Below are 26702 nucleotides of genomic sequence, written 5' to 3'. Positions count from 1 at the left end.
CGAAACCCTCCCGGGCGCGTCCGAAACGACGGTCGGTGGATGCGAAACGAGGGTGTCTTCAGCCGCCTTCTGCGGCACTTCAGTGATCGTCATGCGGGCCTCCGAAAGGGCGGATCAGGGGGTGAGCGAAACAGCGGGAGCCGTATCCGAAGCGCGGGCCGCTGCTCCCGAAACGGCGGTCGGTGGAACCGAAACAGCTCCAGGGGGACCGGTGCCTTCCCGGTCCCAGCCGTGCGGAAAGACCGGCTGTCCGTGGTGCGGGCAGCCGGTCCGAAGCGGCCCCGGGGTCGGGCACGAAACTGCTTGGGGCTCCCGCCGGGCGGGAGCGAAACCAGCTCTCAGGAACTGCACGCCGTGCCGAAGCAAGCGGAAGTCGGCGGCGGTGATGCCGAAACGGCGGCACCGGCGGCAGCGGCCTGACAGCTCCCCGTCACCGCCCGTCCCGGCCGTCGTGGTTCTGCGGTCGGTGCGGGCGGATCAGGCAGCCGTCAGGCCGCGGTCGCGAGGGGCCGGTGCGGGGCGATGACCTGGCCGTCGGGGAGCAGCTCGCCGGTGTCGTCGAAGAGCAGGACGCCGTTGCACAGCAGGCTCCAGCCCTGCTCCGGGTGGCCGGCCACGGTGTGCGCGGCCTCCCGGTCCGGGCTGTCGGCCACCGGGCACGTCGGCGTGTGGGTGCACAGCGAGGTCGGCAGCCGTCGGGGCGTGCCGATCTGGGTGGTGCGGTTCATGGGCTCTCCGTAAGGAAAGGAAGCGAGTCCGGGGCTTTCCCGGGCTGGAGAGGTTCGAAAGGCCGGCCGCCCGTACGGCGGGCGGCCGGCCTGGTTGAACAGCGTGATGCGGTCTACGAGTTGGACGACGGGCAATGCCGGAGGGCAGGGGATCAGTTGTCGTCGTCGAGTGACGCGGTGTCGATGTCGCGCATCGCCTCAGGCCGGGGCGGGTGGATCTCAGTTACGGAGTGACCGGCCCGGTACGCGGAGGCCGCCGTGATCGCGGCAGCGGTCAGCAGCAGGCTGGTCAGTGGATGGGTGAGCCCGAGACGGGCGATCGCCCGTGCTGCACGACGTTGCGCGGCACGGGCGATCCTCATGTGCTGGGTGGAGATCAAGACTCCTGGATCAGTGTCGGGTCGGGCAGCGGGTGAGGTAGTCGTCAACCTCCCGTTTGCAGACCCAGCACTTCCAGCCCAGAGTCGCCAGCCGTGCCACGACACGGCGTCCGCAGGCACTCACGCCGCGACCTCCCGGACCACGGTGGTGCGCACGGCGCGGACGCGCCTGCGGGGGCGCAGCAGGGGCGGGATCGTCTCGCCGGGCTCGCGCTTCGGCATTGGCTCCGGGGGCGAGGTGTCCTGCCCGCTCCGGAAACGGTGACTCACCAGTCGGCTGGCTGCCTCGTCGGTTTCGTCCCGCTCGAAGCCACGCTGGTCGTCGTCCTTCGTCATGTCGTCCATGTCGTCGTACAGCCCGGCACGGACCGTACGGGCGACACCGACCGAGGTGATGACGGGCTTGGGGTACTGGCCACATCCGCAGGTGGTGAAGTTGCCCTTACAGGTCGGGCACTTGTCCTCCGAGGCTACGGCGGGGGTAGTGACGGCCCGTAAGGACCGTGCGATCATCGTTCGCATCAGGCTTTTCCTTTCAGGGGGTTGCCTGTCTGCGGCGCCCGGGACTTGACCTCCCGGGCGCCGCGCTGCGTGGTGGTGCAGGGGCCGGCCGGTCCGGCGCCCATTACCGGCGCCGCGCCTCAAGGGCGCGGTTCCGGCGAAAGGCGCCAGCTCAGGCGGCGGGCTGCTGCTTCAGGCTGTGCACCTTGACGGTGAGGTCCTGGATACGGTCGGCGAGCCGCGTCCGCTGAGCGCGCGACAGGTGTGTGCCGATCAGCTGTGTGCGGGTCGCGGTCAGCTGGTCCTGGGCCTGCTGGAGCGGCGTGCGGGGGTCTCGCGGCATCGGAATCGTCGTCACGGCTGGTTTCCTCCAGGTCATCAGTGGGATCGAGCGGGTGGGTACCTCCACGCTCTCCACCGCTCACCGGCCTCGCCCGGAGCGGGAGGCCGGTGAGCGACTGGGCAACGTGTGGTTCAGGACTTCTTGACGGTGCCGTTGCCGGCCGATGCCTGGACGTTCAGGTCGCCGCGGTGGCGAACGCCGTGGAGCTTGACGCTGCCGTTGCCCGCCTTGGCGACAATCCGGCCGGTGGCCGCGGGCGCGACGGTCAGCGTGACCGAGCCGTTGCCCGCACGGAGCCGCGCCTCGCTGCCCTCGTAGTTGTCGACCTTGACGCTGCCGTTGCTGGCCTCCGCGTCGATCCACTCGGTGACGGTGCCGACCTTGACGGAGCCGTTGTCCGCCTCGGCCTCGATCCGGCCGACGCTCTCGGCTTTGACGGAGCCGTTGGTGGCCACGGCCTTCAGCGCGGCAAGAGCGCCGTACGTGTGGATGCTGCCGTTCTCGCTGACGTACTTGACGGCCGACCCGGCGGGCAGGGTGACGAGTACCTCGACACCGGTCGACCCGACGACCGTGGTCCCCCGGCCGCCGTAGTTGTTGAAGGTGACGCCGTTGATCTGCACGGTGGAGTGCCTGTTTCCGCTGACGAACACGCCGCGGTTGAACGTCTGCGTGGTGGGCGGGGTCGGCGGGACGACGATGGTCAGCCGCTCCGCGGTCTGGTGGATGCGGGTGTCCTTCACGGCCGCAGCGGCCGGCCCCGTCGGGTCGTCGGTGCGGACCTGGACACGGGCGACGGTCGCGGCCGGGTCGACGGTGACGCGCACGACGCCGTCCGGGCAGGTGATGTCCGCCAGGACCGGCCCGGTGTGGCCGTCGGCGCTCGTGAACACGCGCTCCGGGTTGTTGTCCTGCTTGATGAGCTCGGTACCGATCATCGGCAGTTCCTCCGTGGAAGTGGGGTGTCGGACACGGGCGGGCGGTGGGTTTCCCAGCGCTCTCCACCGCTCACCGACCGCCCGAGGGCGAGCGGTGAGCGACTGGGCAGCGCAGGGCTGCAAAACAGGGGGCGCGGCCTCTGCCGCCGCGCTGCTCGCCTTGCCGTACTGGAGGGAGGCGAGGTGCCCTCGGTCCCGACGCGGCTCCTCGCCTCGGCTGGGACTGGGTGCCGAGGGTCTGGGAACATGTCGCGTCGTTCTTTACGTCGTGGGGTGCCGGCCCTCCGTGCTCGCCATCAGTAATGAGCACCCGGTTGGTACTGCACCGGGCCGCCCCAGGTTCTGAGCGCCTGATGGGTCGTGGCACGTGCCGACTGCCACCACCAGGGGTAATGGCGCCTCACGACGGGTTTCCACTCACCCCGGCCGGTACGGTCACGGCCGGTACTGCGGTGGTGGATCACGCTATGCAGTTCTCAAGGAACGACCGCTGCCTTTCCATCCCGACCCGCTTTGCGCGTTTCGGAGTCCGGGCGGTGTGTAGGGGACCGAGGGTCCGGCTCCCACATCCGGCGCCGCCGCGGGGCGGTTCCGGGTGAAGGAGCCGGGTCCGTAGACCCGGCTGGAGCTAAGCCGCGAGCGAGGCGGGGACAGCACGCAAGTCGACGCGGACCGTGCTGGGCACGCGGAGTGCGGTGCGGATGTCATCAGCCGTGGCGGGCCGCGGGCAGAAGCCCTGGCCGTTGAGGATGTAGTCGAAGTGACCGGCAGCGGGGCAACCGCGGCAGACCGAGTCGTTGTTGCCATTGCGGACGTCGTCCGACCGGTACCAGTGGCCGCGCTTCGTCACGGTGACGAAGACCTGGTCAATGACCGAGTCGGCGGGAAAGCCCTCCGCGTCACGGCGGGCGGTGTACCAGGCATCCGTCCCGCACGCGCGGCCCTCGATCCGCTCCACCACAACCGGGACGGGCCGCAGCTGCGCGGCGTAGGGGAGCAGGACGTCGACCAGGCGCTCGCGGACCAGCTCGGTGATGGCCAGGTCGGCGGCGACGATGTCGCGGGCGGCCTGCATGCGGGCCCGGCGGGCGGAGTCCGCGGCGATGAGCGCGTCGAGGAACTCCTCCCGGCCCATCTCGCCGGTGACCTGCTCGTGAGGGAGGAGGCCGGCCTCGTACATGTCCAGCGGGGTGCCGAAAGCGAGGTCGAGGTCGAGGTCGCCGCCGAAACCCGGCAGCTCCACGTCCACGTCGATCGCGTTCAGCAGCGCCTGGGTCTCCGCGTCGAAAGCCTCGGTGGCGAGGCTGGCAGCGGGGCGACGGACGACGTTCATGAGGTGGTGCTCCTCTCGTATGTGGCGGGCTCGGGAGGCGTCCCGATCGCGGTGGGCAGGGCGAGACAGCGCCTCTTCGACACCGCCGCCCCAACCTCGTTAGCGAGGTTCAAGCGGACCTTCAGTACAGCCTTCCTCGTTAGCGATGTCAAGAAGCTCGCTAGCGAGGTACACTCTTCCAGTGGATTCTCCGCGTACCTGGGGCGCCCTTGCCGGTCCCTCGATAGCCAGCGGCCGTAGGATCGCTAACGAGGTAGGGAGACGTATGGCGAGTGAGACGGGCGCGCAGCGGCCCAAGTACCAACGGATTGCCGATGACCTGAAGGCGGCGATCGAGTCCGGCGAGTACGGCCCCGGTGATCGACTGCCGGGTGAGAGTGCGCTCGCCGCTCAGTACGAAGTTGCTGCACTCACGGCCCGTCAAGCGCTCAAGATCCTTCGGATCGAGGGCCTGGTGGAATCGAAGAAGGGCGCGGGTGCCCGCGTCATCGAGTTCCGCCCGATCCGGCGTCACGGCATCCAGCGACTCGCGCACGATCAGTGGGGTGCTGGCAAGTCCATCTGGTCCGCCGACGAAGAACGGCCCGTCACCATTGACGTCCGCGTCGACATCGTGGCGGTTCCAGTGCACGTCGCCCGCATGCTGGAGCTGAACGAGAACGATCCCGTCTGCGCTCGGTCCCGCCGTTTCGTACTGGACGGCAGACCAGTCATGCTCGCGACCTCCTACCTTCCCCTCGGACTGGTTGAGGAGACCGCGATCATGCGCGTCGACACCGGAGAAGGCGGCGTGTACGCCCGGCTCGCCGAGATTGGCCACGGGCCCGTGCACTTCCGCGAGGAGATCCGCTGCCGGCTCCCCGTCGTTGAAGAAGCCGAAGGGCTTGCCATGCCCCTGGAACGTCCCGTCATCAAGTTGTGCCGAACGGCCTACGACGGAGGCCTTCGCGCCGTCGAAGTCAATGAGATGACCATGGACAGCGCGGCGTACGTCCTGGAGTACGCGTTCGATGCTTGAGCCCTCGGACCCGCTCACTGTGCCCCCTCGCAGCCGCTTGTTTGTGGGGGCAATCACACTCGCGCCGAGCGAAACGGAACATCACAGCGGCTTGTCGAAGCCTGTACGCACTGTCGTTCACGGGTTTTCAACATCCACGTACACATGGGATTTGAGGCCTGAGCCCTAGGCTCGCGGCCATGACGATGACGGAGAGGCACGGGGTGGGGAAGCAGCGAGCAGGGTGGCGGCCGGACCAGCTACGCGAGCAGCGGGAGGCTCACGGCCTGACCCTGGAGAAGGCTGGCGAGAGGCTGCGGGAGGTCGCTGGGCAGGCCAAGTTGAAGGGAATCCCGGCCGCGAATCCGCAGACTCTGTGGCAGCACGAGCAGGGCGAGGTCTACCCGGGCCCGCACTACCGGCGCGCCTACTGCCTCCTCTACCGGGCCACCGAGCCAGACCTGGGCTTCCGAACCGCTCTGCCCGGTGAGGAGAGTTCGTTCAAGCTCACGCCTATAGAGGACCGCCTCAACGGCTCGCACGTTCTGGCCGTCGAGCGGGCGGTGCACCGCATCTCGCCCGGCAGCGAGGACGCCGGACACTTCGCTCTCCAGCAGCGCATCATCGACGCCTGGAAGCGGAGGCACACCGGCGGTGACCCGCACCGTCCTGTGCTGATCCTGGTCGGCGGGTACGCCGGAAGCGGCAAGACCGAGCTGGCAAGGTTCTTCGTCCAGCTCACTGGCTGGCCGCTGCTCGACAAAGACCCGCTCACCCGGCCGCTGGTGGAGCGGCTGCTGGTCGCGTTGGGCGGTGACCCCAACGACCGGCACACCGAGCTCTACAGGGAGCGTGTCCGGTCGGTCGAGTATGACTGCCTCATGCAGTCGGCCATGGCGAACATCAAGTGCGGGATCAGCACCGTGCTGTCCGCGCCGTTCATAGCGGAGCTGACGGACGCGGCCTGGATGCAGCGCCTGTCCAACCGGGCTGCGGCCCTGGGTGTCGATGTCTTCCCGGTGTGGGTCCGCTGTGATGAGGAGTCGATGCAGGAGTACATCACGTTTCGTTCCGCTGCCCGGGACGCGTGGAAGCTCCAGCGTTGGGAGGAGTACATGGCCACGATCGACCTGGACCTGCGTCCGGCGGTGCCGCATCTGGTCGTCGACAACCGGATGGGGACCGCAGTGAGTCTCGCGGACCAGGCCCGGCAGGCCATGGGAGCGATGTACGCGTGAAGTTGAAGGCGGGCGTGATCCTGTACGGTCCGCCGGCTGCGGGCAAGGACACCGTCACCTCCGCGCTCGCCGCGTTGAATCCGAAGTACGTGCAGTTCGCGCGGCTCAAGCTGGGGACGGGCAAGTCAGCCGGCTACCGGATGGGTACAGCGGAGGACCTGAACGAGCTGGAAGCTGCGGGCCACGTCGTCTACGCGAACAGCCGCTACGGCAACACGTACGTCATCGACGCACCCGGCCTGGACGCAGCGTTCGCAGAGGAAGTGCCGGTGGTGCACCTTGGGCAGGTCGACGGCGTCCAAAGGCTGGTCGGTGGCTACCCGGCCGACTGGTCGGTGGTGCTGCTGTGGTGCCCGCGCGAGGTAACCGAGCAGCGGTCGGCGGGACGCGGCGACAGCGACATCGGAGCGCGTCTGGCGGCATGGGACGCGACCTTCGAGGACCTGGACGCGCACTCGGGCATGGTCTGGGACCTGACGGTGGACACCACGGCGTCGGCGCCGCAGGATGCGGCGCGGCTCATCGACCAGTTGCTGGCGCAGCGGGCGGGAGTGGCGACGGCATGAGCGCGGGCTACGGGTGGGCGAGTCGGTCCAGGGCGTCGGTAAGTGTGAGCTCGCGGTCGTCCTTGGCGTCGTTCCACCGTGCCAGCGTGGATGCAGCCGCGCGCAGCATCTCCGGTGGAAGGCCAGCCGCCGCGAGCGCGTCGGCGGCTTCCTCCAGTTCAGGGCCCCAGCGCCAGGCGCGCGCTGCGGTCTTGGCCACGTACTCAGGCTCTGCCAGGTACGAGTCGGTGCGCCGGGAAGCGATGTCGACGAGCTCCTGGTCGACGCCGTGCTCGCGCGCCATGCCGAGCGCGAGCCCCACCAGCACGCGGGACGTCTTCTGGAAGCTGGCGTACGACAGCTTCAGCGCGGATGCCTTCCCGATTTCCGTGCCCAGCAACGCCGTTCGGACAACGGTTCCTGCGAACAGCGCCTCGATGCGGTCGGTCTCGTCTGCCGGGCCGGACAGGTACAGGGTCGGCGTCTTGTCGCCGACCGGCGGGGAGCCGACGACACCGCCATCCACGACGGTGGCGTCGGGTTCGAGCAGCGCGGTGATCCGCTGCACGCGCGTGGGATTGATGGCGTTCGCCTCCACGTACACCCCAGCGAAGCGGTGCCCGGCGACGTCGCGGGCCAGGTCCTCGGCAGCGGCCGGCGGGCAGAGGCTGATGACAATGTCGCTGCGGTCCAGCAACTCGGTCAGCGTGGCCACGGGTGTCAGCCCGAACCGGGCGGCGCGCTCCACGGACGCGACGCTGCGCCCGGTCTCGCACCACAGGACCTCGCTCGCGTTGGTCGCGGCGCAGGCCGCTACGGCGGCGCCCATGCTGCCGGGGTGGAGGATGCCGATGGTCGGCTGGTCCACGGTGCTACTCCGTCTCGTTGAGCAGGATGGCGATGGCCTCGGTGACGTCGTCGACGACATGGTGCGCGGAGGGAAGGCCGTCAGGCCAGGGGCGACCACGCAGCCAGATGGTGCCCAGGCCCGCCCCGCGACCTCCACCGATGTCCCCGGCCGGGTTGTCCCCGACCATCCAGCCGCCGTCCGCGAGGCTGACCCCGCAGCGGGTGGCCGCGAGTTCGAAGAGACGCAGGTCCGGCTTACGAATCTCCAGGTCGCCCGAGACCGCGACGCCGTCAATCAGGGCGTCGAGCCCGGTCCCGGCGAGTTTGGCGCGCTGGATGTCGCTGGCCCCGTTGGTGATGATGCCGATCGTCCATGCGGCCGCGCGCAAACGGGCCAGGCCCTCGAGGACCTCGGGGCGGCAGGTGACGGCGGCCGCCATGAGGTCGACGTACTCCTGCCACAGGTCGGCGCCGGACGCCTCGAGGCCGAAGACGTTCCGCAGCCGAGCGAAGTCGGAGGCGGTCGCGCGGTCGGCCAGTTCGGTGCGCAGCCACTGTTCGGCAGCTGCGGGGAGTTCGTGGGCGTGGCACAGGCCGGTCACGGCGTCGCTGAGCGCCTTCTGACGGTCGGCCAGCGTGCCGTCCAGATCGAAAAGCACGAGACGGGACACGGAACTGGACCCTACCGGGCGTGGAACGAGGCGCGGTTCGCACGCATGGGGTGCACCGTCCAGAGATCATGTCGTGTATCTTTCATGGTTACAGCGATCATGGAGAACCTGACGATGCCCGAATCTGACCGCTCGCAGCGGATTGATGCCCTGTTGCGCAATTTGCCGGAGGAGCTACCTCCTCCGGCGGTGTGCACGCGGCTGCGCCTCGCGGCCGGCCTCACGCAGCAGGACGTGGCTGACGCGGTGGGTGTGAAGAGAGTGGCTGTCACGCGTTGGGAGCTGGGTCAAACCCGGCCTCGGCGCCCCCACCGCGAAAACTACTTGCGCCTGTTGAAGGCGCTCGCAGAACGGTTTCCCGATGCGGCACAGCCGGATTCGGGCAGGCCGACGCCGCCATCTGATTCGAGGGGGTCGGGGTGACGTAGCCGCCACCGGCCACGCGCACCAAAAGGTGGACTGCAATCCACCTGGCCGCGCGGCCCGTCTCGCCGACCAGACTCACCGTCCAGGTCGGCCGCCCAGTTCCCGGTTGACGCCGGTTCTGAGCTCCAGCTCATCGAGCTGATCCATCACACAAATACACACATACACACACCGCAGCACCGAAGTACCGCAGCACCGGTCCGCGAGGACTAGCGCCACAACCGCGCAGTCGCCCCCCTGCAAGGGGGCCTCTGCACCGTTCCGTCAGCCCCTGCAAGGGCCTTCGGAACTGCCCGTCCGAATCGCCAAAGGGAAAGGACCGCCCCTGGTTCTTCGCACGACGCCCGCTCCTCCCGGAGGGGGCAACCGCCATCTCCATCGGTCGCTCCGCCCGTGTTGCGGGTGGGGTGCGGCCATGAATCTGAACGGTGCTGTCGTCATGATGCCCGATCTGGTGTCCCCCTGCCAGCGCGAGTCCGGCTGTTTCACGTCGTTTGTAGTAGTTCCGGCTTCCTGCGCGACGGGATTCACTCGCCCTATTTCACCGTTTCGAGGCTTTCGCCCAGAAAAATCGTTGGCCATAGGTTTCACTGACTGGGCTGTTTTGGCGTCCAGCGCGCGCGAGGGGACCAGCACGACTGTCCGGGTTGGCGCGTACGCCAGCTCTGCGATGAAGCTTCCGAAAGTGACCGCCCTTGACCGCCGTACGGACGTCGCCGTGTCCGCGGGCCGTCCGACCTCGGGAGTCCCGGAGGTTACGTCGGCCGCCGCGCTGATCCAGCCCGCGCGGGAGGTCATCGACACCTCCGTCGACGACGTCCTCGAGGAGACCGTCCCGTGTGGCGGGACGCATTTTGAAGTTGCTGCCCGCTGGGCGGGAGGGATCGGGGGTCTCGCCGCTTCTGGTCCTCTGTCCACAGGCGTTCCGTCAGAGGCTCGCTTGATGAAGAAGAGCGGGGTACAGAGCGCAGGTCCGAGGGGTGTCCGGTTTGGCGTGTACACCGGGCCGATGACGACGACGGCGCACGTCGCCTCCGACGTGCTGCAGATGCGGGAACGGCGTGGACCCTACGGGTCAGCTGGCCGCGGGCTGCGGCGGTGCTTCAGCTTTCCTCTCGATGAACGCCCACTGGCCGTTCGGCGCGGAGTACGGAGTTCCCGGTGGGACCGTCATCCACAGGGAACCGTCGTCAGCGACGAGGAGCATTCCCTGCGCGTGGAGGGAATGCAGCGAGTCGCGGGCGTCGTCGTGCGTGGAACCGGCGGATCTGGCGAGCTCGGCGGCCAGGGCTGTGTCCGCCAGGATCAGGTCGAGTTGGCCGGCGGCGCCCAGCGGAATGTGCGGACCGTAGATCCTGCGGTAGTCCAGCATCATCCGCATGGTGACGGCCTCATCCGAGTCAGGCCCGAATACGTCGGTGACGGTGGCCATCACGTCGTCGTCCGTGCCAACCGGACGCTCCCAGTCCTGGTAAAAGGCGCCGGGCGGCTGCAGGTCGTACAGGGACTTGGGCTGCCGGGGGCGCGGGGTCCTCGCTGTGCGGGGGCCGATGCGTTGTGCGGCGGCGGTCCTGCGAGCGGACTCCCGGACTCAGCGGACTGCGGGATCGGTCTTTTTGCGTGCCATGGTCTTTGCAACGACCGGCCCGGCGACAAGTTGTCCTCCCTGCGGCTGGCACGGGTGGGCCGGTGAGCGCGGGCGCGGCGGTGGCCGCTCGCGGGCTGTGGGCTCCGGGGCCTGGCCTGGCGTGGACGCCTCTCGGGCCTGTTCCGGTCCGGGGTGGGCGGAAGCCGAAGCGTGGGGCGGGGCACCCGCTGGCGCTTGGCCGTAACGCTCGTGTCCGGCTGGGCGGTGCGCTGCACGCCCTGCTGGACATGGCCGGCCTGGACGGTGCGTCGGATGCGGCGCGGCTGGCTGTGGTGGTACTCGCGTCTCGGACGCCGTCGGAAAACGGTGTCGTGGAGATCCGTACGAGTGAGCTGGGCCGGTGGATCGGGGTGTCCGCGTCCTACGTGGCCTCCGCTGTGATCCCGGTCTTGCGCCGGTCCCGCGTGGTCTCTGTCGAGACGCTGGAGGGCGAGTTCGGCCAGGACGCCGGGCTGCGGTGCAAGGTGCTGCCGCTGTGGGCCGCGCAGGACGTGGCCGGGCACCCGCTGAACCTCGCGAAGAAGGAGTACGCGACCCTGCTGCGCCTGATGGAGGCCGTGATGGGGCCTGGCTGGACGCACCGGGACGGCTCGGTCACTCCGGCCGGGCTGATCGGTACGCGTACCGGTCGGGGCGCGGCGACGGACCGACTGGCGCTGCTGCTGCTGGTACTGGAGACGCGGGAGAACGGGCGGGTGCGGCAGTGCGGCGGGACGGTGGACACCAAGCGCGGCCGCGCGGCGGCGACGGTGGCCCGGCTGCTGGGGTGCACAGCGTCGGCGGGGGAGCGGGTGCTGGAGCGTCTGGAGGACCGGGAGCTGGTGCTGCGGGTACGTCTACGGACGGCCTCGGGTATGCCGAACCGGTCGCGGCTGATGGTGCCGGCGATCGCCGCCGCGCACGGCCGGACGGTCGCCGCTGACGTCCAGGAGGACCGTGCGGAGGCCCTGAAACCCGAGTTTTCAGACCCCGATGTTGCGGCAGGGCCTGGTGAGGCGCCGGTGACGGAGACGGAATCGCGGGTCAGCAGCGTACTGATGGCGGATGGGGCTGGTATTGCAGAGCCCGACGTTACGGCAGCCCTTCACACTGATCACCCTCACCTGGTTACTCCCGTTCTTCCTCTGCAGCTCTCTGGTGGGTTTTCCGGCGAAGGCCGTGATCGGTCCGGTGATCTGCCGGACCGCGCGTGCGTGCGCGAGGACCAGGCCGTCACCGGCGAGACCGGCGCTACCGCGACCGGGTCGCCGATGGCTGAGGGCGGCCCGCTCCGCGGGGAAAAGCCGAAGAAGTCCCCGGTCGATGAGCGAGTGGGGCAGCGCGCTGCCGGGGCTCGGTCCGGTGGGCGACCGAAGGCCGTGGGCTGGGACAAGGCGCAGCAGCAGCGGAGGGTGGGCCCTCCGGATGGTCCTCGTCTGCGGGTGGCGCTGGGGCCGGTTTCGTGGCTGTGGGAGCGGCTGTCCGGATGGCAGCAGGACCAGGTGGAGGAGGCCGCGAAGGCGGAGCTGGCCCGCCTGGAGGGGCTGCTCGCGCTGCCGGGTGGCGCGCCGCGGCTGCTGGCCGACCGGCTCTCCGACCGCCTGGCGGAGACCGGCGGCGAGGCCCTGGTCGACCGCCCGTTCCCGTGGCTGATCCGGCGGGGCCTGGCCCAGCGGCCCTCCTGCTCGGACCTGCGGTGCGATGACGGGATCCGCCTGGACACCGGGGGCAAGTGCGAGAACTGCGGCAACATCATCCACTTCCGTCGCCGTCGCCGTGCCCGGATCGCGGCCGAGGTCGACCGGGAGCTGCCCGGCCTCGGTGACGACGAACGCCGGCGCGTCCTCGAGGAGCGGCTGCGCGAGCAGGCGTCCATCGAGGCGGAGGACTACGTGTGGCGCCGTGAGCAGGCCCGCGCGGAGCAGGCCCGGCGCGATGAGGCCCGTGCGGCAGCGGCGGAGCAGGCGGAGCGCGAGCGCGAGGCCGCAGCGGCTGCCGATGTGGTCCGTCAGGCGCTGCGTTGCGAGGACTGCGGGCAGAAGCGGGCGGCCGGGCTGTGCGAGGCGTGCGGCTACCGGCGCCGGACCGAGGCCGTGATCGTGGAGGCCGGGCTGGTCGCGGCCACTTGGTCCGCTGACTTCACCGACCCGGGCGACGTCGCTGCCGTCACCGCCGATGTGCGGGTGTCGATGGAGCGCGAGATCGCTGCTGTCCGCGCCGACTACCTGCGCGCCATGGACCCGGCGGACCAGGACAGCGATCTGGCGGGCACCGCGTCCGTCCTCGCCTACGGCGCCCTCCACACCGCCCAGCAAGCCCTCCCGGAGTACCAGCGCCAGGCCCTGGCGGTGCTGGGCCGGAGCGAGGAGGCCAAAGCCGAGGCCCGGCGGGCGTACAAGACCGAGCAGGGCCGTCACTGGTTCAAGCACAACCCGAACGGTGCGGACGCCCGGGCTGCAGCGACGAAGGCCGCCGACGCAGCCCGGGAACGCGCCGCGCAGTACCTGCTGACGGTGCGCCTGGAGCAGCTGCGCGAGCAGCAGGCGCTGCGCACCGAGACGGTCGCGGCCGCGCCGTGGACGGACCGGCTGCCCGAGCTCGCGGCGCGCCCGCTGGACGGCGACGTCACCGGGACGGTGATCGCATGACCACCGAGTCGGAGCTGAGCGGCGTGGACCTCGCGCGCCAGGCCCTGGCCGCGGCCCGGGAAGCGGCGAGGTCGCTGAATTCCTCCGCTCCACCGAGCTGGAGCCGGCCGAGCGTGCCGTGCTCGACCAGGTGGTGACCGTGCGGCGCGGCCAGGGCCACCCTGCGCGTCACCGCCGTCCCCGCCGTGCACCACGGGCTCCTCGCCCGCTGCCAGCTCCTCGACGGCACCTCGGACACCCCAGTGATCCCGGCACAGCGCAAGGTCCGCCGCGAGTACGAGAACCGCGTCAACGCCCTCGGCTGAGTGATTGCACTGTCCGAGCCCCACGCGCCGTACGGACTGCTGGCCCCGACCTCCCGGCGTACGGTGGCAACGTGTCCGTGACCAGGCGACGGCGGTGACCGGGCCGGTCCGACTACTACGCTCCGCACATGACTGATGACATGAGCCGCCGTGCCGTAGAGAACGTTGACACCCGCCCGAAGCATGCAGAGCCGCAGCAGAGTGACGAGGTCGAGGCCGCGCACTTCCAGCGGCGTATCCATGCGTCCCTGTCGCGGCCGCCGTTCTCGCTGCCGCCGCTGATGACCGCCGCCGGCGTCCGGGCCGCCGAGGAGTCCGGGACACTGCCGGGGTGATGATGGCTTCCTCTACGCATTTCTGATAGTCGCTCTACGGGTTGAGTTGACTGAGTTCAATCCAATTGAGGGGGGCGCGCAAGCGCACCCCCCTCCACTGCACGCATCGCAACCAACTCACGGCCTCTGACCTGCGAAAACGCTGGTTGATGTTGCGGATTTCCCTCTCAATTCTGGGTGTTGCGACCCCGGGAACGGCCTGGCGGCGCAGCTGAGAGAGGATCCGGCGATGCCGACCGGGGAGACGATGGTTCCACCGTCACGGTTCGCCAGCCGGTATTCAGGGCGCCCGGTTTGTTCGTGCAGGTTGCCGAAGCCGAACTTGAGCGCAGTGGGGGCGGGCACTGGTTCTGACACGACCCTGATCCGCCCGCCATCCACTGGTTGGAGAATTGCTGTAGAACTCGACGTCGACTTCACTGTTGCAGCTGGCCGGGGTTCCGCCAGCGCAGGAAGAGAGGCCGCCCGTGCCGGTGATCCTGCTGCCGCTGGTTGGGCTTCGAGGAGTAGAGAGTGCAGGAGATGGCCGCCTTGAGGGACGGGCTGTCATCGACCGACAGCGTCAGCTCGGGTGGCCCGGAATTCGGCGGCGGATCGGCCTGCGCGGTCGGAACGGTAAAAGCGAGCAATGCGACTGCAATGAGCGATGCGCCAGCTACGGGTCTTAATCGCAAGAGCGGCCCTGCTCGGCTGGCGACGCGGCCCGCGGTCCATTCGCGCTATCCATGGTGCGGGAGCGCGCCTCTGGGCCAGCCCCGTCGCGCTCCTGCTCAGTGCTGAATGTGCCCTTGGTCTATCTACCGGAACTTGCCGGGCCGCTTGCCTGCGGCGCGGCTGAAGGTGATGCCGACGACCAGCACGGCCAGCAACGGGAAGGAGACGCCGATCAAGTAGACACGGCTGAAGCCTTCGGCGAACCACTCTTCGAGGACAGGAGGCATGGCCGAGGAGTGGTACGCCGTTGGGTACGTGTACCAGTCGGGATCGATGCCGGGCCGCTTCACGGCGGCTTGAAGGACGGGAGTCAGCACGGCTGGGGCCAGAGCACCACCTACCCACTGGCTCGTTCCCAACAGTGCGGCGCCGGTTCCGAGGTCGTGGAAGGAGATGTCCGCCAGGGCGGTCATCGCCAGTACGGCCATGGCCAGGCCGCCACCGGCACCACCCAGCAAGAGCGGCCAGAGCATTCCATCGGTGTAACCGCCGTCCGAGCCGAGGCTGGCCAGCCAGTACAGCGCGAGGGCGACAAGGAGCGTACCGAGGAGCGCGGAGGGTCCGCTTCCGAGCCTGCGCAGCGCCACTGGGCCGAACAGGCCAGCGGCGAGCGCTGCCGCCGTCATGGGCAGGAGATGGACGGCCGCGCAGGCTGACGGGAAACCTTCGACAGCACGAAGGGCGACAAAGAGGAACTCGCCCATAGCTCCCAGCCCGGCGCTGACACACAGTATGCCCAGGAGTGCACCTGTCTGCCGACGATCTGCCAGGAGCGCGAACGGCGTGGCGGGTCGCTCCGGTCGGCCGGCGAGTACCCGCGAGAGGATCAGGGCGAGGGCAGAGGCCAGCAAGGCGTTGACGACCGTGGTGTCGCTCCAGCCCTCCATCCTTGCCTGAGCGAGGACGAAGGCGAGCCCGCCTGCCCAGATCGCCGCCGCGCCCACAGTGGACCAGCCGGTCCGGGCTGCGAGCGTGAGCGCATGCCCCTTTGGCTCTTCCCGGTCGATGTAGTGCCAGCCGACCAGTGCAAGGAGCGCGGCCAGGAAAGCGTAGATGGTCAGGACACCCGTCCAGCTCACAGCCGAGGTGACCCCGCTCCCAAGGAGCACGCCGAACACTGGGGCCACGATGGCGATGACGCCTGCGACGGCGATAGCCAGGGCGGGCCGGAACCGTCCGGCAACCAGGGCTAGGCCGTTGGCCGTACCGAAGGCCGCGCCAACGCCTTGAAGAACCCTGGCGACCATCAGGGGCATGCCAGAGAAGGTCAGCGCAGCGAACAAGGATGCGGCGGCGAACAGCAGCGCGCCCGCCACGAAGGCGTGCCGCCTGCCCCACAGGTCACCGATGTGGCCGGCCGGTTGCAGGAGAGCGGCGAACGACACCAGGTAGAGGGTGCCGACCCAGTCCAGCGACGCCGCGGCACTATGCGGATCGGCCGTGACGGCGGGCAGTGCGACGTTCAGCACTGGTGCCAGAAGGCCAACGAGGAACTGGAAAGCCAGTACTGCGGCCAGGGCGAGGCCGTGGAGCCGAGGTACCGAGGACAGCCCAGTTGCCAGAGCCGGTGGCGCTTCCGGTCTCGCAGTGGAGGCGACCGCTGTGGCAGGCGTGCGCTGGGCGTCCTCCATGGTGTCCCTGGCGCGGGTGAGTAGAAGGTCTCCGGGAGCATTGACCACACGGCGCTGGGGCCTGGGCAGGCCACGGACAGCGAGGTCGCGCCGAATACGATCGAAGAGTCCATCCAGGGTCAGCGGGTTCGGGGAGCCCAGGGCAGCGAGGAGAGCGCCGGTGAAGGCTGTGTGCTTGGCGCCGAGCGGTGCGTAGGACGTCGTGTTGGCAGAGGTGGAGGTCAGCGTGTATGTGCCATCGATATCGATCTGCCCGGCCACAGTGCTCTGTCCGTCGGCCATTGCTTCGAACGCGCGGCCGGAAAAGCAGCAATCCAGTATCAGAACGCGCACGGCCGCAGGGCTTTCGAGAAGTTCCTCGCGCAGTGTCTCGAAGGGTAGAGCGGTCCAGCGTGGTTGTGAGACCTCGGTGTGAGCGAGGGACAGATGCAGTCGGCCACGCTCGTCGACCAGGCCGTGACCGCTGTAGTACACGAGCAGCAGGTCGGTCGCCTGCTGTGCGATGGTGGCCAGCGTCTCCCCGACTGCAGATGAGGTGGCTGGGTCGAAGATGACTGCGCAGTTCCCGGGCGGTACGACCCCCGTGGTGGTACCGGCCAACACCTCTTCCAGGTCGGCGAGGTTGGCTCGTACCGCGGGAAGGTCGTGAAGCTCGCCGTCTTCAGGATGGCTCTCGGTGCCGATGAGGACGATGCGTGAGCGATCGGGGTCCGGGGACCGGGTCACCGAGGTTGTCCCCCGCCTTCCCCGTTCAGGAGCCTGTCAATGTCCTGCACGAGGGCTTGGGGGTCGACACCCTTGGCGTCCACCTCCACAGTGCGTCCGTTCTCGCTGGTTACCGTGATCCGTACGTCTGAGCGTCGCTGGGAAATCCAGGTGGAGAGGCAGTTAGCAAAGACCGCGCCCATGCCGCCCGAGCCGACCGCCACGACAAGGACGTCCAGCGCACCGCCCATCTCCCCTGGCCGCAGCGGAGTCTGCTGTACCCGAACCCGGCCTCGCAGGCCGTCCTCACGACGCAACCACTCTAGAAGCGAACGCAGCTGATCATCCGTACCTCTTGTACGCACCCACAGTTCTCGACCATCCACGACCATCATTCCTCCATGGTGGCCTATGCCAATTGCCGACTGGGCGAAAGACACTAAAGTCGACGGGACTGTAGAACGTCCAGCGAGCGCGGTGCCCGGGCCCGGGTCGCGCTCTTGCCGAGCGGCACATGGGTATGACCGGCGTACGTCCTGGCTGGCGGCGCGCTTGTGCGGGGTTCGCTGACAGGTACGGCGCTGACTCACTCGTTGCGGTGGCTCCCGCCCGATCGTGCTGGGTGGCCCGGGGTGGCCGCGACTCGCGCCGTAGCCGACACCAGAGAGAGCAGGACGTGGTCACCAGCGCGGAGGCACTACTCGTGGAAGGTGCGCAGACTCACCGAGCGGACACAATCCTGGCCCTGCTGCGGCAGCAGGACCCGGATGTGGCCCCGCCTCCGCATCTGCGGCCACCGGACGGTCGACACGACACTCGGATATGCCGCGATCTGCCCCGAGGACGTCATCAACCACCACCGGTCCTTCATCGCCCGCCGCCGAACGCTGCGGCCCAGCGAGGAGTACCGCGAGCCCACCCCGCAGGAGTGGCAGGACTTCCTGGCCCACTTCGAGCTGCGCAAGGTGGCGCTGGGCGTCTGCGCTCGCGACTTCGGCACCCCCTGCGTCCATGAGCACGCTTGCATCAGATGGCCCGTCCTACGGCCCGATCCCGAGCAGATGCCCCGCCTGAAGGAGATCCACGCGAACCTGCTCGACCGGCTCCAGGAGGCCAAGGAACAAGGCTGGCTCGGCGAGGTCGCCGCGATCGAGGCCAGCCTCGCCGCCGCCGAGCAGAAGCTCGCCGCCATGCGCGACCTCGCTGCCCGGCACGCCACTGTCCACCTGAGCATGCCCGACTTCCGCACCAGCGCGGGGCTCCTCAGCGCGGAGTAACCGGGGACTGAGAGTTCTGATCATTGACGTGCCTCACAAGCCGTTCGAGGCACACCGACACGTGCTCCCAGCGCTTCTCCAACCAGGGGCGTGCACCCTCGGCGGCCCGATGCCGCACGTTTTTACGCAGATCCTTCAAGTCCTCCAGAAGCTCGGTCGTGGACGGTTCGCCGTCGTGGGCTCCGTGAAAGAGGCCAGCTTCGGCGGCCGCGGCGATGAGCTGGGCGAAGCTAAGTTTCTTAGCCCGCTTGTTCACGAGCTCCTCCAGGACAAGCTCGCAAGCTGTGTGGAGTTCTTCAAGGAGCACTTCGGGAGCGATCTCGCCGAAGTTCCAGGCCACGATTAGATCCTCTGTGACGGAGAGCCTGGCGTGGAGTCGCGGGGCCGACGGACAGTCATAGTCATACGGCGGGTAGTAGTAGCTGGTCTCTCTGACGCCTCTCAGGACCACGGGGCCGTCCTGCTCGACGTGCCGACCTCTCAGCATCATCTCAGCCAATCCGCGGCCTATTCGAGCACGCTGTGCTGGAGAGAGACCTTCGACCGGGCAGCCCTCGGCAACGAGGGGAAGGTCCCGCTCAAGGCGGTAGCCCAGGAGATCAATCGTGCGAGAGTTGCCATCGACGCGGACGATACAGCGGCGTGACTGGGGATGTCGCCACCGCCATGAGAGGCCGAGCCTGTGAGCCCTGGCCCGTCCGGCCGACAGGCATACGCGGACGATCGCTTCCTGCGCTGCCGTATACGTGAATTCAAAGTCGAAACCAGCCATACCACTTGTTCTATCGCAGAGCGGCATGGCTGAGGGGGCTTGCACACCGAACTCGCGCCCCCACGGCACACCTGTGCAACCGTTACTTTGGGTGACCGAGGATGCGAGTGTTTGCCAGCCTGAAGCCAACCTGCTCAGTTCGGATAAGACCAACTCGGCTCGCTGGGACTGGTGCTGAACGCCGTCGTGCTCTGGGCGACGAAGTACATCGATGCCGCAGTCGCCCAACTGCGCGCCGAGGGCCACGAGATCAGCGACGAGGACACCGCCCGCCTCTCCCCGCTGAAGTTCAAGAACCTCAACGTCCTGGGCCGCTACAGCTTCACCCCCTCCGCCCCGCCCCAGGGCCTGCGCCCGCTGCGCGACCCGGATGCCCCCGAGCTGGACGAGGACGACGACGGGAGCGGGCCTGACTAGTCGTGGCCGACCAGGGCGGTGATGAGCTTGCGGGCTCTCGCCTTGGTCAGCCGCTTCGCGGCCGTCGCGCACCGCTGCCGGGGAGCGCGCGGGGCGATGTCGCTGCCCTTGATCAATTTGGCGAACTCGGCGTCGAACCGCTCTTTGCCGACCTTCTCCGCGAGCGTGGTCAGATCGGAGTCCCGGCCGCAGCTGCCCGTGGCGCCGCCATCCGCCAGCAGCTCCTCGACATGCCCGCCCCCCGTGTGGTCGCGGACGCTCTCGGTTACCACCACAAGACCACCACCCGGCTCCGCAACGTTCGGCGGACGAAGCAGATCCAGATGACCGCGCTTGTCGATATCGAGTCCAGCTCGCTGCGGCCGACAACGAAGGCGGCCGATGCCTCCGCCCTCGTGCCCCGCAGTAACAGCGTTCGTTAATGGCACCCGGTCCGGGCTGGTCGGAGGCTCTGCGGAAACCTCACTCCGAGGGATTGGGAAGGAGTTGCGGAGCATCTCCATCCGGCGGAGTTTCCAGCGGAGGCAAACCTCTCCTGGCTCGCACCATATCGGCCTCCGCGCGAAGCATGTCCGCATTTGCCCGAGTTCGCTCTGCGTCAGCCTGACCTTGAGCCTGCACGTATTTCGAGAGTCCTGCAAGTACCCCCCCTACCAAGGCGCCGACAGCCGTAGCCAGGGAGACGATTGTGGTGATGACGATAGGCGCATCAGAGGGCCCCAGGCTGCCGTGATTTTGGAGTTTTTCAAGTATGTCGCGAGTGCCCACCCAAGAGACAAGCAAGAGCAGCGCAACTACGGTAGACCGAAATACCCAGGGGGGCATCCTTCCAGGGAAGGCCATCCTGTTCTCCGTCACATTTTCCTCGCGTTGACGCCGGTATTGAGCTGCAAAATGATCTCGAAGTTGAACGTGGCGGAACTGGTAGACCGCTCCCGCCTGTCGCAAAATACCCCGCTGGCAGGCGTCGTCGAGGAAAGCGATCAGTGCCCAGGGCAACTGCCCTGTCAGCGGCACCACCCACCGTCTCCAAGCGGTCAAACTGAGCCCGTACCCGAGCCCACCGCCGACGGCGAGGTCGTGGGTGGGGAAATTCCGCATGTGCACCGCGAGGTAGCCGAGCCAGTGCTGAGCACGGTCCGGGTTCCAGTGCCGCTGGCGGCGGTGGCCCTCGGTGCCTGATAGACGCCGTCCGGCCACTTCGCGGCCGCTGGTGGTGTTGACGTGCAGGTAGATGAACAGATTCAGCAGGTGGTCCTGGATCTGCTCGGGGGTTTGCAGGGTGGGCGCGAGGAGGTCTGCGGGATCACGGACCCAGCTACCGTCGTCGGGGCGACGTTCGTCGTAGACGGCGAGAGCCGGGGTCAGCAGCCAGGGTGTGGACAGGACCAGAGCCAGTGGACCGGTCGGGGCGGCGCGGAGTGCGTTCAGGACGGGTTCCCAGCGGGCCGGGTTGCGGGCGCGGGCGGTGACGAACGCCATGGTCCCGACCAGGCTGACGGGGTCAATGTCGATACGGGCGGCGTCCTGCGCCCACAGCCCCGCAGCTTCGAGCTCCTCGTAGCGGCTCCTGCGGCAGGTGAGGACAAGCCGGCCCTTGGCGGTGTCGTCTCCGTAGGTGTTCATGGCCGCCAAAGCGGCTGCGGCGCGAGAGCCGTACCCGGGAGTCCCATCGGCATCCATTTCGTCGAGCCCGTCAAGCACGGGGATGACCAGTCGGCCGGTGACGAGGGCGGCTGCCTCGGTGGGGTGCAGCCGGTAGGTACGGGTGAGATGCTCGGCGAGCCAGTCGTCGAGCTTATTCCGGCTGGGATTGAAGGTGGATAACGAGAGGCGTACAGGAACGGGGTCACCCGGCTCCCGGGCGGCGAGGAGACGCAGCATGAGATGGAGGGCGAGTACGGTCTTGCCGGCTCCGGGCGCGCCGGTGATGACGAGGCGGCCGGGCTGAAGATCACGGTAGTAGGCAGCGGCCTCCTCCAATGTGCCCTGGAGTTCTGCGCCTGCGGCGTGGTGGGCGGGGGAGGACAGGAGGGTGAACTCGACGTCGATGGTGCGGTCGCTGCCGCCGAGGAGACTGTGGCGGGCTTCTCTTTCGCGCTTCCTGATGCCGACGGCGAGGCGGTCGGCAAGTCCGGCGGTGTCGGTGTCCTCCCGGTCGCGGGAGCGCCCCGCCTGCTGCAGGCCCACCATCGCCAGCATCAGGCTGACCAGCCCGACTGCCAACCCGCCTGGGTCCACCTCCCCGGTTGCCGCGCGAACGGCTATGGTGACCGCCACCCCCACGGCCACCACCGTCAGCACCAACCATCCCCACCGCGTGTGACGTGCCGTCCCCATGTGCCCATCCTCCCCAATGGCTGCGTTGTTCAGAAAACTGAACGCCGTAACGGTGTTCACGGGTCCGTTGTTACTGGAACCCCTATAGATGACCTTCGACCGGTTTCCCGGTCGCCCATCCTGTCGTCAAACGATCGTTTGACGACAGGTGGTCGACGCGTCCAATGAACCTGTGCAATCCGGGGGTTCGCGGCGGCTCGAATCCAATCAGATCCGATGGTGATCGCTGACAGGGTTTGACGACAGATAGGGTCCGATCCTCCGTACGGAAGGGGCCCTCGGTGGCGAACCTGGTCTACAAGCGGGTCTCGACCGACCAGCAGTCGACCGCCCGGCAGAACCTCGTCCTTACCGAGGCCGGGATCGAGGACCCGGTCGTCTTCGAGGAGGCCCCGGGCACATCCAGTCGCCTCCACCCTCTCCAGCGCCCGAAGTTCCGCGAACTGCCCACCTACGCGCGGCCGGGCGACACCGTCCACATCTCCGAGATGTTCCGCCTCGTCTGCGGCACCGGGCACATCCTCGACGTGCTCGACGTCCTTCACCGCGACCAGGTGGCGCTGCGCATCCACGACGGCGCGTTCTCCGCGATGGACCTCACCGCCCGCCGCCCGCGCACCGATGAGCTGCTGTCCACCGTGAAGTTCATGGTGCAGACCCTCGCCGCCGCCGGCGCACTCCAGCGCGACCTCCAGCGCGAGCTGACCTACGACGGACTGCGCGCCGCCGAGGCCAAGTGCAACAAAGGCGGGCGCCGACCGGCCGTCCCGGCCGCGAAGACCGACAGCATCCGCACTTCCTACCTGGAGGGCCGTTCGATCGCCGCCCTCGCCCGCGACCACGGCGTCAGCCGCGGCGCCATCCGCACGGCCGTCGCCGACCTCCTGCCCGAGCACACCGACGCCGACCGCGAAGACCCCCAGGCCCCGGAACTGCCGGTCACCCTCGACGTGCCGGGCAAGGTCGCCGACTTCCTGCGCGCCGCCGAACTGGAGCCCGCCGAGCGGGACGCACTCGACCAGGGCGTGACCGTACGGCGAGGCCAGGGCTACACACTCCGTGTCCCCGTGGCGCCCGCGGTCCACCGCCAACTCCTCGGCCGCTGCCAGCCGCTCGACGCCCCCTCGGCAATCCAGGCCCAGCGCAAGGCCCGCCGAGAGTACGCAAACCGCGTCAACGCCCTCGGGGCTGACACCGGGCGCTGAACCGAAGGAAGCCGCCGTCATGCGAATGCTGCGCGAGTGCGACGAGTAGACGGCCACCTCAGCGACAACACTCGTGGGGCATGAGCGAGACATCGTGGCCGACCATTCGGGACTGGCTGGACAACGCGGCCGGGGCCAACATCGCGTGCATCCTGGCGAAGGGACACCGCGGCAAGCAGCTCCTGGAGCTATACGCGCAGGACGTGACCGACACCGTAACCGCCGCGTTCGGCGAGGTGACGCTGCCCGCGCTGACGCTCTACGTCCATTCGATGGCCCGCGCCGACCAGATCCTCACCGAGAGCATGGACGACCTGCCCGAAGGACTCCAGGAGCGAACCGGCGCCGAACTCCACTGGCGGATCACCGCCACCTGCTGGATCGCCCGCGAGCAAGGGCTGGTGTAACCGCTCACCGAACCATGATCGTTCTCAGCGTCAACGGCTGTACCGATGTTCCCCAAGCCCGGTCGCCAACACTGCCACTGCCGACCCGCCCGTAGCCCCGGCGCGCCCGTGGCATCGATCAGCACCACCCCGCCGTACCACGGCCCGGACACGTTCCCGCGCACTCGGCGAGGGCGCCCGGCCACCACCCTCCGTTTGCCCCCTGCGTGGCCTCCGACAGCGGCCGGCTCGGCGCCTCCTGCTGAACGCCTCGGCCTACGATTCCGCAGTCGCCACGTCCGACCACCGCGGTTCCGTGCCGTGGGCGCGCCGCTCCGGCGCCGCGCAGTCCGGACGGCTCCGCGGTGATGCGCGGCCCGCCGCCATTCCGCGCTGCACCAGTGCCTCGCCCTGCTGTCGTTCCGCGCCGCAGACGTGCCGCGCGCGCCGGCTGCCGCGGTCCCGCGCCGCGCCGTGGCCGTCCCGTCCGCTCCCTGCGGATCCTGGTCCCCGACACGGTGGTTGTGGTGCCAGAGCCCGGCCGAGCGTCACTGCTTAACCCATCCGGATGAACCTCGGCGGCCGGCCGCATGCAGAACCGATCGGCCTGGATACACCCTCCGCGGGGCCCTGCCCCACACCTGGGGTCCGTCGGCATGGCGGTGCGCTGCTCACAGCCGCCCTCACCAAACTCGCCGACAACTGCCCAGACCAACACGCCTCTTACCCCTCTTGACGCACCGCGTCAGTGCTTTGCCGCGTGAAGAACTACCGAAGGGAACAGCCCATGCGCCTTCTGCGCGCCCGTACAACGTTGGCGTTCGCCGGAACGACCGTGGAGTTGCGTCGGTGTGCCGGACCCGCGTCGTCGTCTGATCTGCTTCCGCCGGTCGGCGGGCCTCATGGCCTCCGGGCCCGCCGGCGGGTGACCTTCAGGCAGGGCGCAATCCTCGCACCGCAGCCCGGAGGCCGGAGGCCGGTGAGGCGAAGGGGCCGGTGGTCAGCGGGCGAGAGCGACCCGGACGGGGAGGTTGGGGCACCCCGTAGCCTTCTCCGAGAGCGCGGTCTTCTCCGCCGAGTCGATGGTCAGCTGCCAGCGGAGCTTGGTGGCGATCCAGTCGGCGACGTACTGGCAGCGGTATCCCTCGGCGGGCGGCATCCAGGTCGCCGGATCCTGGTCGGCCTTGGACCGGTTCGTCCTCGCCGAGACGGCGATCAGACTCCGTTCCACGCTGAGGTCGTTGGCGTACTCCTGCCGTTCGGCCGGTGACCAGCGCGACGCCCCGGAGTCCCAGGCTTCCGCCAGCGGGACCAGATGGTCGATGTCCAGTCCGCTCGGCCCGTCGACGTACTTATCGTCGTAGGCGCTGTACCAGCGGCCCCCGCTCAGCTTGCAGCCCGCCCCTTGCACAGGGGCGACGACCGCTTCCTGCTTCAGCACTTCGGCACGCGAGTCGCAGCCGTCACGATCGGCATCCACCCAGTGACGGAACAGCGTGCGCTTGTACCCGGTACGGTCCTCCTCCTCAACGATCAGAGCCCCCAGAGCATCGTTCAACGGCATGGCCAGGACGTCACCGGGAGCAGCGAGCAGGCGGGAAGCCGGGGCGGCTGCCGCCGCGGACAACGGAGCGAACAGCACGCCCACGGTGGCGAGAACAGCGACAGCGGAACGGAAACGCACAACGGGTCCCTTTCGAAGATCACATGCGTACGCGTCCTTCGTAGCGGCCCCCGAACCCTGACCTCCCATGACGGGCCATCACCTCACCCGAACGAGTGATAAGTCGCACCGCACACCTGCCGCTGCGGGCCCCGGTCTGGTGCACAGCCCACCGATAACACCCATCCGTCCGCACCGGCCGCGCGCCGTCCTTTACCGGGGCGGTCGCCTGGTGGAGGGGCGCGGATGTTCTTCCCGGGCGGCCTCGCTCTCCTGATCTGTGCCGCGCTTCGGGAGCGGCTGCCCGGCGAGCGCGGCGATCAGTCTGCCGGCCAGCGTCGGCGGGTAGTGCCGCGGGGCAGGGGCGGCACTCAGGTGCTTGACGAGACGACCGAGGGGACTGTCGGCTGTGGGCATGGATCCTCCGTACGGGGCTGAGGACGCAGCGGCTGTACGTCCGTGTTCCGCGAGTGGCCAACGATGCCCCGCCCCGAAAGGTGATGGCCTGCGGGGGAACGTACCAACCCTCGTGCCCGCGACCGCGGACGGCCCGAGCTGTCCAGAGGGACAGGGGCGAGGGCGGCCTCGAAGGCTGAAGCGGAACCGCGTGGTTCAGCGGGGGCCGGGCTCAGAATTGGTCGTAGTTCCAGTACTCGTCGAACTGCGGGGTCCACACCTCGGGCCCCGGGGTTGTGGTGCTGCCGCAGGCGCCCAGCACGGCCTGGGAGCGCCGTCCCGTGTCCCGGGTGCACTGCCCGGTGCTCGCCTCTGCGATCTCCCAGCGGTTGGGTTGCTCCGGGGTGCCGCGGTAGTTCCAGGTGAAGGTGGAGCAGCCCGAGCCGGTGGTCAGGATGACCGGGGCGCCGGGTGTCGGGCTGCCGCCCTGCGGGCCGAGGCAGTAGGTGCCGAAAGCGCCGATCGTGAAGTTGCCGTTGCCCAGGCTCTGGAAGTGGAAGCGCTGGTGCAGCGCCTTCTTGCAGTCGAAGGTCTGGACGACGGTTCCGAGCTGCGGACGGCCGCCGCCGCGGAGGTCGAGGCACTTCCCGCTGACGGAAGCGCGCAGTTCGTAGATGGCCGCGCTGCGGAAGCTCGTCGTGTACCGGATGCCGGGATTCTCGGCGGCCAGCGCCGAAGCCGGCACGAACAGAGCGAACAGTCCCGTCAGGGCAGCCACCACGCTGCGCCTGCCGAGGCGGCCTGACTTTCGAGCCATGCGATCTCTCCTGTCACATAAAGGCATGTCTTCTGTGTACGGACGGTGCGGGGTTCACTTTCCGGGTACGACGGCCTGGGCCCCGTGCCGTACGGCCTCGATCACCCGGGCGTGCAGGTCCTGCAGCCCTGTGTCCGGGGGGGGATGGGTGTGGGGCTGCCGGTGAGGGTGTACCACTCGTCGGCGCCGCCGGGGCCCGCGGTGACCTGATTGGTGTACTGCTCGGGATGATGGCGAAGAAGGCGTTGTCGATGAAGCGGCGTCCGTTGGTGATCCCGGGATAGGCGCCCCCGGGCACGAAGAGCACGGCCGCCGCCCGAAGCCGAGCGCGCCTTCGCACCGGCTCTGCCGCCACGTTCCACTCTGTTCTGCTGCCAGCCTGTCACCGGGCACCGTACCGGCCGCAGAGCAGGGATCCGCCGATCGGCAGGAAGGGCGAGCCGGGGCCGGATACTTGCGCCGCGCGAGCTCCTCGTGGGTGGGCTGGTGCCGGGTCGCGTACAGATGGCGCAGTA

General features: G+C 68.9%; 27 protein-coding genes and 1 pseudogene. 10 read left to right on the top strand and 18 right to left on the bottom strand.

Features of this window, described 5'->3' with window-relative positions:
• Window positions 1–488: 488 nt before the first annotated feature.
• The 6 genes from ACFXKG_RS30705 to ACFXKG_RS30680 form a co-directional block, all read right to left on the bottom strand.
• Entirely contained in the window at window positions 489–680 is a 192-nt protein-coding gene (locus ACFXKG_RS30705) for a DUF5999 family protein (RefSeq protein WP_384846122.1), read from the bottom strand.
• A gap of 200 nt (window positions 681–880) precedes the next feature.
• Window positions 881–1108: a hypothetical protein gene (locus tag ACFXKG_RS30700; RefSeq protein WP_384845989.1), complete on the bottom strand. Its 228-nt coding sequence runs from the start codon at window positions 1106–1108 to the stop codon at window positions 881–883.
• A 120-nt stretch (window positions 1109–1228) separates the two neighbouring features.
• A complete protein-coding gene (locus tag ACFXKG_RS30695) occupies window positions 1229–1630 on the bottom strand; it encodes a hypothetical protein (RefSeq protein ID WP_384845987.1) in 402 nt (133 codons plus the stop codon).
• A gap of 151 nt (window positions 1631–1781) precedes the next feature.
• Window positions 1782–1967 carry a hypothetical protein gene (locus ACFXKG_RS30690; RefSeq protein ID WP_384845985.1) on the bottom strand — a complete coding sequence of 62 codons (186 nt, stop codon included), beginning with the start codon at window positions 1965–1967 and terminating at the stop codon, window positions 1782–1784.
• 116 nt (window positions 1968–2083) lie between these two features.
• On the bottom strand, window positions 2084–2890 hold the full coding sequence (locus tag ACFXKG_RS30685; protein WP_384845983.1) for a DUF4097 family beta strand repeat-containing protein: 807 nt from the start codon (window positions 2888–2890) through the stop codon (window positions 2084–2086).
• 628 nt (window positions 2891–3518) lie between these two features.
• Complete coding sequence (locus ACFXKG_RS30680; RefSeq protein WP_384845981.1) at window positions 3519–4223, bottom strand: hypothetical protein; 705 nt, start codon at window positions 4221–4223, stop codon at window positions 3519–3521.
• A gap of 265 nt (window positions 4224–4488) precedes the next feature.
• On the opposite strand from ACFXKG_RS30680, the gene ACFXKG_RS30675 reads away from it, so the two are divergent.
• The 3 genes from ACFXKG_RS30675 to ACFXKG_RS30665 all read left to right on the top strand — a co-directional run bounded on the left by ACFXKG_RS30675 (window position 4489) and on the right by ACFXKG_RS30665 (window position 7024).
• Entirely contained in the window at window positions 4489–5241 is a 753-nt protein-coding gene (locus ACFXKG_RS30675) for a GntR family transcriptional regulator (RefSeq protein WP_384845979.1), read from the top strand.
• Between the two features lie 179 nt (window positions 5242–5420).
• Entirely contained in the window at window positions 5421–6458 is a 1038-nt protein-coding gene (locus tag ACFXKG_RS30670; protein ID WP_384845977.1) for an AAA family ATPase, read from the top strand.
• A complete protein-coding gene (locus ACFXKG_RS30665; protein ID WP_384845975.1) occupies window positions 6455–7024 on the top strand; it encodes a guanylate kinase in 570 nt (189 codons plus the stop codon). Before ACFXKG_RS30670 ends, ACFXKG_RS30665 begins: the two co-directional genes overlap by 4 nt.
• A gap of 7 nt (window positions 7025–7031) precedes the next feature.
• Here the strand turns inward: ACFXKG_RS30665 and ACFXKG_RS30660 are convergent, their stop codons facing one another.
• Both ACFXKG_RS30660 and ACFXKG_RS30655 read right to left on the bottom strand, forming a co-directional pair.
• The gene (locus ACFXKG_RS30660; protein WP_384845973.1) at window positions 7032–7871 is read right to left on the bottom strand and encodes a DUF1932 domain-containing protein; all 840 of its coding nucleotides are present in this window, start codon (window positions 7869–7871) and stop codon (window positions 7032–7034) included.
• A gap of 4 nt (window positions 7872–7875) precedes the next feature.
• The gene (locus ACFXKG_RS30655) at window positions 7876–8523 is read right to left on the bottom strand and encodes an HAD family hydrolase (RefSeq protein WP_384845971.1); all 648 of its coding nucleotides are present in this window, start codon (window positions 8521–8523) and stop codon (window positions 7876–7878) included.
• Between the two features lie 99 nt (window positions 8524–8622).
• On the opposite strand from ACFXKG_RS30655, the gene ACFXKG_RS30650 reads away from it, so the two are divergent.
• Window positions 8623–8946 (top strand): helix-turn-helix domain-containing protein, encoded by a 324-nt coding sequence (locus tag ACFXKG_RS30650; RefSeq protein ID WP_384845969.1) that lies wholly within the window; start codon window positions 8623–8625, stop codon window positions 8944–8946.
• A gap of 1078 nt (window positions 8947–10024) precedes the next feature.
• Here the strand turns inward: ACFXKG_RS30650 and ACFXKG_RS30645 are convergent.
• Window positions 10025–10381, bottom strand: coding sequence for a hypothetical protein (locus ACFXKG_RS30645; protein ID WP_384845967.1), 357 nt, complete (start codon window positions 10379–10381; stop codon window positions 10025–10027).
• A gap of 527 nt (window positions 10382–10908) precedes the next feature.
• Between ACFXKG_RS30645 and ACFXKG_RS30640 the strand changes: the two genes are divergently transcribed.
• The gene (locus ACFXKG_RS30640) at window positions 10909–13224 is read left to right on the top strand and encodes a hypothetical protein (RefSeq protein WP_384845965.1); all 2316 of its coding nucleotides are present in this window, start codon (window positions 10909–10911) and stop codon (window positions 13222–13224) included.
• On the opposite strand, the gene ACFXKG_RS30635 is transcribed toward ACFXKG_RS30640, so the two are convergent.
• Window positions 13202–13396 carry a hypothetical protein gene (locus ACFXKG_RS30635; protein ID WP_384845963.1) on the bottom strand — a complete coding sequence of 65 codons (195 nt, stop codon included), beginning with the start codon at window positions 13394–13396 and terminating at the stop codon, window positions 13202–13204. The genes ACFXKG_RS30640 and ACFXKG_RS30635 overlap by 23 nt on opposite strands.
• A 261-nt stretch (window positions 13397–13657) precedes the next feature.
• Here ACFXKG_RS30635 and ACFXKG_RS30630 point away from each other — a divergent pair, with 261 nt between their 5' ends.
• Window positions 13658–13864, top strand: a complete 207-nt coding sequence (locus ACFXKG_RS30630; protein WP_384845961.1) for a hypothetical protein — start codon at window positions 13658–13660, stop codon at window positions 13862–13864.
• Between the two features lie 797 nt (window positions 13865–14661).
• Here ACFXKG_RS30630 and ACFXKG_RS30625 read toward each other — a convergent pair.
• Window positions 14662–16935 carry an MFS transporter gene (locus ACFXKG_RS30625; RefSeq protein ID WP_384845959.1) on the bottom strand — a complete coding sequence of 758 codons (2274 nt, stop codon included), beginning with the start codon at window positions 16933–16935 and terminating at the stop codon, window positions 14662–14664.
• Window positions 16932–17306 (bottom strand): hypothetical protein, encoded by a 375-nt coding sequence (locus ACFXKG_RS30620; protein WP_384846120.1) that lies wholly within the window; start codon window positions 17304–17306, stop codon window positions 16932–16934. The genes ACFXKG_RS30625 and ACFXKG_RS30620 overlap by 4 nt, the downstream gene beginning before the upstream one ends.
• A 375-nt stretch (window positions 17307–17681) precedes the next feature.
• On the opposite strand from ACFXKG_RS30620, the gene ACFXKG_RS30615 reads away from it, so the two are divergent.
• Window positions 17682–18191 carry an integrase gene (locus tag ACFXKG_RS30615; protein ID WP_384845957.1) on the top strand — a complete coding sequence of 170 codons (510 nt, stop codon included), beginning with the start codon at window positions 17682–17684 and terminating at the stop codon, window positions 18189–18191.
• On the opposite strand, the gene ACFXKG_RS30610 is transcribed toward ACFXKG_RS30615, so the two are convergent.
• Window positions 18178–18963 carry a hypothetical protein gene (locus tag ACFXKG_RS30610; RefSeq protein WP_384845955.1) on the bottom strand — a complete coding sequence of 262 codons (786 nt, stop codon included), beginning with the start codon at window positions 18961–18963 and terminating at the stop codon, window positions 18178–18180. The two genes, ACFXKG_RS30615 and ACFXKG_RS30610, sit on opposite strands and share 14 nt — an antisense overlap.
• Before the next feature lie 147 nt (window positions 18964–19110).
• Between ACFXKG_RS30610 and ACFXKG_RS30605 the strand changes: the two are divergent.
• Window positions 19111–19380 (top strand): annotated as a pseudogene (locus tag ACFXKG_RS30605) (Tn3 family transposase); the annotation flags it as partial.
• Here ACFXKG_RS30605 and ACFXKG_RS30600 read toward each other — a convergent pair.
• Together ACFXKG_RS30600 and ACFXKG_RS30595 are read right to left on the bottom strand one after the other, a co-directional pair.
• A complete protein-coding gene (locus tag ACFXKG_RS30600; RefSeq protein WP_384845953.1) occupies window positions 19377–19652 on the bottom strand; it encodes a hypothetical protein in 276 nt (91 codons plus the stop codon). The pseudogene ACFXKG_RS30605 and the gene ACFXKG_RS30600 overlap by 4 nt on opposite strands.
• Window positions 19653–19842: 190 nt before the next feature.
• Complete coding sequence (locus tag ACFXKG_RS30595; protein ID WP_384845952.1) at window positions 19843–21780, bottom strand: NACHT domain-containing protein; 1938 nt, start codon at window positions 21778–21780, stop codon at window positions 19843–19845.
• A 221-nt stretch (window positions 21781–22001) separates the two neighbouring features.
• Between ACFXKG_RS30595 and ACFXKG_RS30590 the strand changes: the two genes are divergently transcribed.
• Window positions 22002–22925, top strand: a complete 924-nt coding sequence (locus tag ACFXKG_RS30590) for a recombinase family protein (RefSeq protein WP_384845950.1) — start codon at window positions 22002–22004, stop codon at window positions 22923–22925.
• Window positions 22926–23005: 80 nt separating this feature from the next.
• Complete coding sequence (locus tag ACFXKG_RS30585; RefSeq protein ID WP_384845948.1) at window positions 23006–23332, top strand: hypothetical protein; 327 nt, start codon at window positions 23006–23008, stop codon at window positions 23330–23332.
• A 979-nt stretch (window positions 23333–24311) separates the two neighbouring features.
• Here the strand turns inward: ACFXKG_RS30585 and ACFXKG_RS30580 are convergent.
• From ACFXKG_RS30580 to ACFXKG_RS30570, 3 genes are all read right to left on the bottom strand, one after another.
• Complete coding sequence (locus ACFXKG_RS30580) at window positions 24312–24995, bottom strand: HNH endonuclease family protein (RefSeq protein ID WP_384845946.1); 684 nt, start codon at window positions 24993–24995, stop codon at window positions 24312–24314.
• 192 nt (window positions 24996–25187) lie between these two features.
• Window positions 25188–25391, bottom strand: a complete 204-nt coding sequence (locus ACFXKG_RS30575) for a hypothetical protein (protein ID WP_384845944.1) — start codon at window positions 25389–25391, stop codon at window positions 25188–25190.
• 211 nt (window positions 25392–25602) lie between these two features.
• On the bottom strand, window positions 25603–26187 hold the full coding sequence (locus ACFXKG_RS30570; RefSeq protein ID WP_384845942.1) for an RICIN domain-containing protein: 585 nt from the start codon (window positions 26185–26187) through the stop codon (window positions 25603–25605).
• Between the last annotated feature and the right edge of the window lie 515 nt (window positions 26188–26702).

This window comes from Streptomyces sp. NPDC059255 (assembly GCF_042752355.1).
GTDB lineage: Bacteria > Actinomycetota > Actinomycetes > Streptomycetales > Streptomycetaceae > Streptomyces.
Note: the sequence above shows the minus strand (reverse complement) of the source record. Positions and strands in the feature narration are given on the sequence as shown.